This is a genomic window from Chamaesiphon polymorphus CCALA 037 (assembly GCF_003003845.1).
Lineage (GTDB): Bacteria > Cyanobacteriota > Cyanobacteriia > Cyanobacteriales > Chamaesiphonaceae > Chamaesiphon > Chamaesiphon polymorphus.
This window is the reverse complement of record NZ_PVWO01000266.1, coordinates 1-7,756: the sequence shown is the minus strand read 5'-3', so window position 1 is coordinate 7,756 and position 7,756 is coordinate 1. Positions and strand designations below refer to the sequence as shown.

Genomic DNA, 7,756 nt, shown 5'->3' with positions numbered 1-7,756 from the left:
ATTTTCACGATCGTGCATTAAATGTCTAAAAAGCTAGATTTTTCACCAAGCCTCCGTGTCCTAAATGTATCTTTACAGACCATCGATCGTCGAGCTATTGTTTCTAAACATCTGCTAAATATTTCTGGTTAGAATTAATAAGTAAAGTGAAGACTGGGTTTGTCCGATTGAACCTCAACCCTTCGTTCACAGCAGATTTAACGATCTTATTTTTAGTAGAAATTATTATCGTATTGTCTCAAGTCTGCACTTCCCCGATAATAGAAGTTAATATAAATTACAACAAATAAATTGGAGGGAAAGATGCAAAGCAAATTGACACCTGACAATTGTAATAATTTAGATGTATTAGCTCTAGCTCTTCAATTTCAAAATGAGGAATTTCAAAAAATTTGCGCTCTCGCTCCCTGTGGACATCATGCACTCGATCTCCATAGTATCTATTTACACATCAACCAATCCGAACTAAACATGTTGGGGTACGAGCGGGATGAAGTTGTGGGGAAGATTTGCTTTCTCGATTTACTTACACCAAAAAGCAACCGCAAGCTTCGCGACAACTGTGTGAAATTTCAGGAACGGGGTTTTATTCAAGATGTAGAACTTGAGATGGTACGCAAAGATGGTAGTGTCTGTCCTGTCAGCTTGAGTGCAACAATTGTCCGCGACGAGGAAGGAAACTATCTAATCAGTCGATCGGTGGTCGTTGACATTAGCGAACGCCAGCGCGACGCAGCCGGACGGGAAGAAATCGCTTTGATGCGGCAAAACAATCGGGATCTCACCGAGCAGATTCTGGATGCTATACCCGACCGAATTAGTATTTATAGTTTGGACGAACGACGGGTAATTTATACTAACTATTCGATCGGCGAATTACTCGGTTATCCCCGATCGGAAATTGAGCGGATGGGCGATCGGATTGTAGAGATTCTCCATCATCCCGACGAACCAAATCCTGTAGATGCGATCGTCGGTCTTCAAGATGGTGAAATTAAAGAATTTGAATACCGAATGCGCCATTTCAATGGAGAATGGCGGTGGCATTATTTACGATGCAAGAATTTTGCATATCGTCCCGATGGCAGTGTCTGTCAAGTTTTAACGATCGTTCGCGATATTTCCCAGCGCAAACTATCGGAGCAAATTATGCACGAGCAAGCAAGTTTGCTCGACATCGTTCCCGATGCAATGTTCGTCAACGATCTCAACTACCAAATATTATTTTGGAATCAAGGATCCGAACGATTGTACGATCTCCAAACAGCCGACGCGATCGGTCGGGATGTGCGGCAGTTTGACACTCCCGACTCTTTAGCGCAACTGGCAGAGGTAATGGAAATCGTCTTAACCACGGGTAAATGGGAAGGGGAATTGACAAAAGTTACTGCAACAGGGCAACCGCTAAGTATCATCAGTCGCCGCGCCTTGGTGCGAGATGCTGCTGGCAATGCAAACTCGATCCTCAACGTGGATACTGATATCACAGAGAAAAAACAATTAGAATCACAACTGTTAGCGTCCCAAAGGTTAGAAAGTTTAGGTACTCTTGCCAGTGGCATCGCTCACGACCTCAATAATATTTTTACCCCAATTTTAGGTATTGCCGAAGTTCTCCCCCTCCAGTTTCCTAACCTCGACGGTCGCACTCAAAACTTATTAAAAATTCTCAGTGATAGTACGCATCGAGGTGTGGATTTAGTCAAACAAATTCTCTCATTTACGCCAGGAGTAGAAGGGAAAACTGCCGTTATTCAAGTTCGCGATGTTATCGCCGAAATTCAACGGATCGTTCGACAAACATTTCCCAAAAATATTGAGACTATCTTTAATTATGCCGATAGTTTAGCGACGATTGAAGCCGATAGTACGCAGATTCATCAAGTATTGATGAACCTGTGTGTCAATGCTCGCGATGCGATGCCTAGCGGCGGCATCCTCACAGTCAGCACCGAAAATCTCAAGATTTCACAAAGTGAACGCTATGCGAACGATGAAAACTCTACCAAAATTCATTTGGATGCCCGACCTGGCGACTACATTGCGATCTCTATTGCCGATACTGGCACAGGCATCGCTCCAGAGCTAATCGATCGAATTTTCGAGCCGTTTTTTACGACCAAAGATATTGGTAAAGGTACGGGACTGGGATTATCTACGTCGATCGGCATTATCAAAAGTCATGGGGGATTTATTAAGGTTAATAGCGAGGTCGGCATAGGGACTTGTTTTAAAATATATTTACCAGCAACCGATAGTTATGAAATTCAATCGCCACCGATGCCAAGCTTTGAAAGTGGCAGCAATCAACTAGTTTTGATTGTGGATGACGAAACATCCATTCGATCGATTACTGGCAACACATTAGAAACTTATAACTATCGAATATTAACTGCTGGCGATGGGATCGAGGCGATCGCGACTTATGCCGAACGTAAAAACGACATCGATGTAATTCTCCTCGATTTGATGATGCCATCGTTAGATATTTTGACCACCGTTCGGACGATCCACAAACTCAATCCTCATGTCAGAATTATTGCCATGAGTGGCTTGGTCGCTAACGAACAAATAACTCAAACGCTTCAAGAATGTGGTGTAATGGCATTTTTGCAAAAGCCTTTTACCGTAGAGCATCTTTTAAGAACGTTATCACAGGTATGCAGCCAGTAGCTAAGATGTTGGAGTCTTTAACCAGTATCTAGTGCGGGAGCCTGAAATCCAAACCCACCAAAATCGTCAAAACCACGAGCCGTAGTGCGATGGGTGGATGTTCTGCATCCAGACTGTTAGTGCTATCTACATTAGATTTAAAATGTGAGAATCTCGTGAACTTTTCCAAAAATTAAAAAATCGATCGGTTTAGTCGATTCTCGTTCTGAGACACTTTGCGAACGAATCTTTTTCTCACAAGAACCTCACATGTTAGTTGTAGGATTAGCTTGTGGTTATAGAGAAGATTTTAGGATTAAGATGCGATCGCAGGGAAGAAAATTTATGAGTAAGATAATTTCAATCTCACTAATATATATAGGATTTTTAGTGTCTACACCTTTTGTTGCAAATGCACTAGACGCGCAAAACTCTGTACAGAACTTTCATGAACCAGGGAATAACTTGCAACTAGCCCAATATCGCGGTCGCCGAGAGCAGCGATATTATGTTTATTATCGCAATCCGCGAGATCCAGTCGGGATCTGGATTCTAGATGGTTTTCATGTAGAGCGTCGCGATGCCGAGCGTGCTGCTCGCAGATGGGAGCGGCGTGGTTATCGAACCGATATTCGATTGAGAAGAGAAGCCAATCATCATGGTGGCTGGGGTTGGGGTCGCAATCGCTAATCGATCGATGAGATCGAGTGGGATCGGTGTGGGGGTGAGTGTAAATGAAGGCGGATAATTCAGATGGCAATCGGGTAATTATTGAAAGTGCTTGCGACTTTCTCAAACTCTTTTTGTAGAGCGATTGTAATGGGTAACTAACAAGATCTAAAGCAAAAAGGAGTCAATATGTTTCACAAAATTTTGGTAGCAATAGATGGCTCGGACACTAGCCATGATGTGTTTAAAACAGCACTGGATATTGCCAAGGCCGATCGAGCTAACCTGGTACTTTTGCATGTTTTATCCTTAGAGGAACAGAATAATTTAATACTCCCCATGCCTATAGGCATGGAATATATTCCAGTTGCGGATAGCAATGCACAAAGAATATATCGAGAACGCTGGCAGACCTACGAACAACAAAATTTGGATCTATTAAAATCGCTGGCAGATCGAGCGACTGCCGCAGGCATTACAACTGAATTTCACCAGGTTGCTGGCAGCCCCGGTCGCAAAATCTGTGAATTTGCCCAGTCTGCGGATGTCGATCTAATTGTGATGGGACACAGGGGTATTTCTGGTCTCAATGAGTTGCTTGTAGGCAGCGTTAGCAATTATGTCCTCCATCATGCGCTTTGCTCTGTACTGATGGACAAAACGCGATCGATCTAGCGATCGATTCACATGGTCGGATGTGAGGATACTCACAAGTTTCTCATATTTTTTGCCTACAGTTAAGAAATAAGCAGCCCTGACTAAATATATGTACTAGGGGCACTTTACAACCAGAGAGGTCTTAATATGTTTTTACTGCATCGACCGACTCAAGTGTTAGTTGAAATTCTCGAACTTAGCGATCTGTTCGATCCCTTTAAAGATGAGGTACTCGGCAGAAGTCATGCTGGCGAAGAACTTCAAGATCCTGCCTTATTTCCCAAAGCAGAAATGGGCTTTCCATCTGAAGAATCATTACCGATCTGTTGGCTAGATGGTCATTATCGAGAACATCTTCATCTAGGAGAACCCAGAAGAATGGTAGTGTCAAACTTATAAGACGATCGATCCAAAGTGATGAACCAATAGATCGTCAATTTCCCAATCCCAACTTAACAAATTCTGGGTAATTGCTCGCCACTCAATAGATCGAGAAAGCGAGTAGTGCCCAGTTTACTATTGAGAATTAGGCGTTGCTGATTTGCGGCTCGCGCTCCCATCTCTAGCTTTTCATACTTGAATCCAGCAACGCCAAGCTCTCAAATGGGTTCTCTACTCTCAAGCTAGCTAGTAAGTTAATAGTGGTGTTTTGCCAAAGTGGGTTGGCGATGCCAACTGCTTTAAGATGAAGTCAGCAACATCGGCGCGCGAGATTTTGCCTGCCGTAACACCAGATAAATTGTCGATAACCCGATATTGTCCAGTTCGGGAGCCATCGGTCAAGAATCCGGGACGAACGATGAGCCACTCCACATTACTGGCTTTGACGATTCTCATTCTGAGAGGCTACGCCAACGATTCTGCGCGATCTTTATCTGCGTAATTGGTTGCCAGCAACAGCGGCTTGAGAAGGCGATCGTAAAAAAAGCCACCATGACCCTTGCTATCACCAGCACCAATACCAGTAACCAGAATTAGTTTTTGGTTCGATCCTGTTTCGATCGCGTTCAGGATATTTTGAACTCCTCGAGAGAAGACATCGACGGGTTTTCTAGTCGGTGGAATACCGATACAAACGCAAATTGCCTCCCGTCCGGCGATTGTGGTAGCCACAGAGGATGGGTCGAGAATATCGCCTTTGACGACATTTAACCCAGGGATACTGGCGTTCAACTTAGCAGGATCTCGCACTAAAGCAGTAACTTCATGACCTTCTTCAATGGCAGCTTTTAATAGTTCGGCACCGATGCCCCGCGATGCTCCAATAATTGCAATTTTCATATGAGATCTCCTACCTGAAGTAATTGTTTGGATCGGTTTTCAAGCCGAGCGGTTTTGATGCCGATCTTGTAGCAATTTATGATTCGATCGTCATGACAATATCTCTCTCAATCGTCATTTCTTAGTGTTAATTCTATGGTCGGATCGAGTCTGTTTATAGGCTAAAGGAATACCATGAGAAACCAGACCAGCAAAAATCCCCATGCTATCCAGTCCCACCAGTTTTGGATTTCTACGGCTCTCCCGTATTTAGGAGGCTCCATACCCAACGGTAAAGCTCAAACTTGAATAACTTGTGAGGAGTTCTGCTGGCGGCGACTATAGTTTTGTCACAAACAGAGATTGGAAGGCAGCATGTTCTTCAAAATTACCGACGACTAACAAGCGATCTCCCTGTGCTAATACAGTTTCTCCGGCTGGATAACGGAGCAATTGACGATCGCGTTCGATGGCCATCACCGTAGCACCCGACAAGCGACGAATGTTGGATTGGGCGAGACTTTTGCCAGCCAAAGCAGAGGATCGATCGATCTCATACCAGTGCCGTTCCAGTCCTTGAATTGCCGCTTCCAGGTTGGCTGCGCCCCAATATTCCGATCGCTCCGGCAAAATGTCTCGATATCGGCTGCTGCGGTAGCGATTGACGGCTTGCGTCACCGCGTAAGCAGAATCCCCCAGTTTGAGCAGCATGTGGGCACCCATTTCCAAGGAAGCTTCAAACTCTGGCTGCACTACTTCTTGCGCTCCGAGCTGATAGAGCACCTCAATTTCATCTTTATCATGGGCGCGGACGGTAATATCCAGATCTGGAGCTAGCCCCAGAGCGCGGTTGAGGGTCAAGCGAGTGCTCATGGGGTCGGGCAGGGCGATCGCCATTGACTTGGCGGCTGACAAATTGGCTTTTTCCAAAACGCTCGGGCTGGCAGCATCTCCATACAAGTAAGGAATCCCTCGCTCTCGCAGCGTTTGTAGTGCCGCTTCATCGTTGTCGATTACTAAAATTTGATGCCCTTGAAAGTAGAGCATCCGCACCAAGGTTTGTCCCACCCTGCCAAATCCTGCCACTACAATATGATCCTTGAGGCTGTCTTCACTGCCAACCAACTGGAACGGCTGGTCTAACTGCAATAAGCGATCGATTACAGGCAGTCGTTCCAGCCAGATCAGCAGATAGGGAGTTGCTTTGAGTAAAAAGGGGGTAATTAGTAATGTGGCGGCGGTTGTGCCAACCGTCAGCCCATAGAGTTGCTGTGTGAAAAGTCCCTCGCTAACCGCCACTCCTGCCAGCACAAACGAAAATTCACCAATTTGGTTAATCCCAATCCCCACCTTGAGTGCGGTCTTGAGCGGATAACCAAACAATTTCACGATCCCAGTCACGATCGCGGCTTTCCCTATCAGGGTGACAGTTACTAATCCCAATAAAGTGCCCAGGTTCGCGAGTAGAAATCCGGGATCGATTAACACGCCAATTGAGGCAAAAAACAAAGTCGCAAATACATCACGCATTGGCAGCACCCGATCTAAGGCATTGTCTGCATACTCAACGTTAGAAATCATCAGTCCGGCCACAAAAGCACCCATCTCAATACTTAAACCAATCGCTGAGGTAATCAAGGCAATGCCCAGACACAACGCCAGAATGCCCAGGGAAAACAATTCTTGAGAACCAGTCCGAGCCAGCGATCTCACTAGCACTGGAATCAGCCAAATTCCAGCGACAATCGCTCCGGCGATAAAGAGCAGTGCTTTTAGCACCGCGCCGAGTAAGGCTAGCCCAATTGCGCTAGCTGGCTGAGTCAATACAGGTAGCACCGCCAGCATCAGACCCAAACCCAAGTCTTGCACGACCAAAATTGCCAGCATAATTTGCCCGTGGGTGGTTTGGACTTCATTCCCCTCCACGAGACTTTTCAGCACCACCGCAGTCGAAGACAGAGAGAGGGCTGCCCCTAAAAAAACAGCTTTCGGCAACGTGTCTACCCAGCCCGTCCAGTACGCTAATCCTCCCCCCAGCAAGATGGTGAGGATAATTTGCAGACTGCCGCCCCCAAAGGCGATCTTCCGCACTTTTAATAATTCTTTAATCGAAAATTCAATTCCCAAAGTAAACAGCAGCAGGGCAACCCCAACCTTAGACAGCGTTTCAATATTATTTTCTAAGGAAATTAGCTTCAAGCCAGTTGGCCCGACGATCGTCCCACCTAATAAATAGCCCAGGAGCACGGGCTGCTTTAAGCGATTAGCCAAGTATCCAACAGTAGTTGCAGCTCCTAATACAGTCACCATCTCGACGATGAGCGTCAACTTCCCTGCCATTTCTTTGCTCCTGGTTGTAATTACCTTCAGAGTGACAAGTTAATTTTAGGGGTAAAATCGTCCGGCGTTGCTGAATCGGAGTATGAAAGAGATAGAGCGGGGCGCGGGGCGCGGGGGAGGAGATAATTTTTGGGTTGGAAAAACAGAAAATCATCCCTCAAATCAGCAACGTCAATCG

At 45.6% G+C, this 7,756-nt stretch carries 5 protein-coding genes and 1 pseudogene; 4 read left to right on the top strand and 2 right to left on the bottom strand.

What is annotated here, in order from left to right; all coding sequences use genetic code 11:
- The first annotated feature begins 303 nt into the window (after positions 1-303).
- The 4 genes from C7B77_RS18440 to C7B77_RS18425 all read left to right on the top strand — a co-directional run bounded on the left by C7B77_RS18440 (position 304) and on the right by C7B77_RS18425 (position 4,377).
- Positions 304-2,673 carry a PAS domain-containing hybrid sensor histidine kinase/response regulator gene (locus C7B77_RS18440; RefSeq protein ID WP_106308060.1) on the top strand — a complete coding sequence of 790 codons (2,370 nt, stop codon included), beginning with the start codon at positions 304-306 and terminating at the stop codon, positions 2,671-2,673.
- Between the two features lie 369 nt (positions 2,674-3,042).
- Positions 3,043-3,342 carry a hypothetical protein gene (locus C7B77_RS18435; RefSeq protein ID WP_245894264.1) on the top strand — a complete coding sequence of 100 codons (300 nt, stop codon included), beginning with the start codon at positions 3,043-3,045 and terminating at the stop codon, positions 3,340-3,342.
- A 168-nt stretch (positions 3,343-3,510) separates the two neighbouring features.
- The gene (locus tag C7B77_RS18430; RefSeq protein WP_106308055.1) at positions 3,511-3,996 is read left to right on the top strand and encodes a universal stress protein; all 486 of its coding nucleotides are present in this window, start codon (positions 3,511-3,513) and stop codon (positions 3,994-3,996) included.
- A 129-nt stretch (positions 3,997-4,125) separates the two neighbouring features.
- On the top strand, positions 4,126-4,377 hold the full coding sequence (locus C7B77_RS18425; protein WP_106308052.1) for an acetyltransferase: 252 nt from the start codon (positions 4,126-4,128) through the stop codon (positions 4,375-4,377).
- Positions 4,378-4,605: 228 nt separating this feature from the next.
- Here the strand turns inward: C7B77_RS18425 and C7B77_RS18420 are convergent.
- Positions 4,606-5,259, bottom strand: a pseudogene (locus C7B77_RS18420) (NAD(P)-dependent oxidoreductase).
- 318 nt (positions 5,260-5,577) lie between these two features.
- The gene (locus C7B77_RS18415; protein WP_106308049.1) at positions 5,578-7,578 is read right to left on the bottom strand and encodes a monovalent cation:proton antiporter family protein; all 2,001 of its coding nucleotides are present in this window, start codon (positions 7,576-7,578) and stop codon (positions 5,578-5,580) included.
- Positions 7,579-7,756 lie beyond the last annotated feature (178 nt).

What these genes read in the sequence shown, in the direction of transcription:
- C7B77_RS18430 (WP_106308055.1), top strand. Translation starts at nt 3,511, where the DNA reads ATGTTTCACAAAATTTTGGTAGCAATAGATGGCTCGGACACTAGCCAT.
- C7B77_RS18415 (WP_106308049.1), bottom strand. Translation starts at nt 7,578, where the DNA reads ATGGCAGGGAAGTTGACGCTCATCGTCGAGATGGTGACTGTATTAGGA.
- C7B77_RS18425 (WP_106308052.1), top strand. Translation starts at nt 4,126, where the DNA reads ATGTTTTTACTGCATCGACCGACTCAAGTGTTAGTTGAAATTCTCGAA.
- C7B77_RS18440 (WP_106308060.1), top strand. Translation starts at nt 304, where the DNA reads ATGCAAAGCAAATTGACACCTGACAATTGTAATAATTTAGATGTATTA.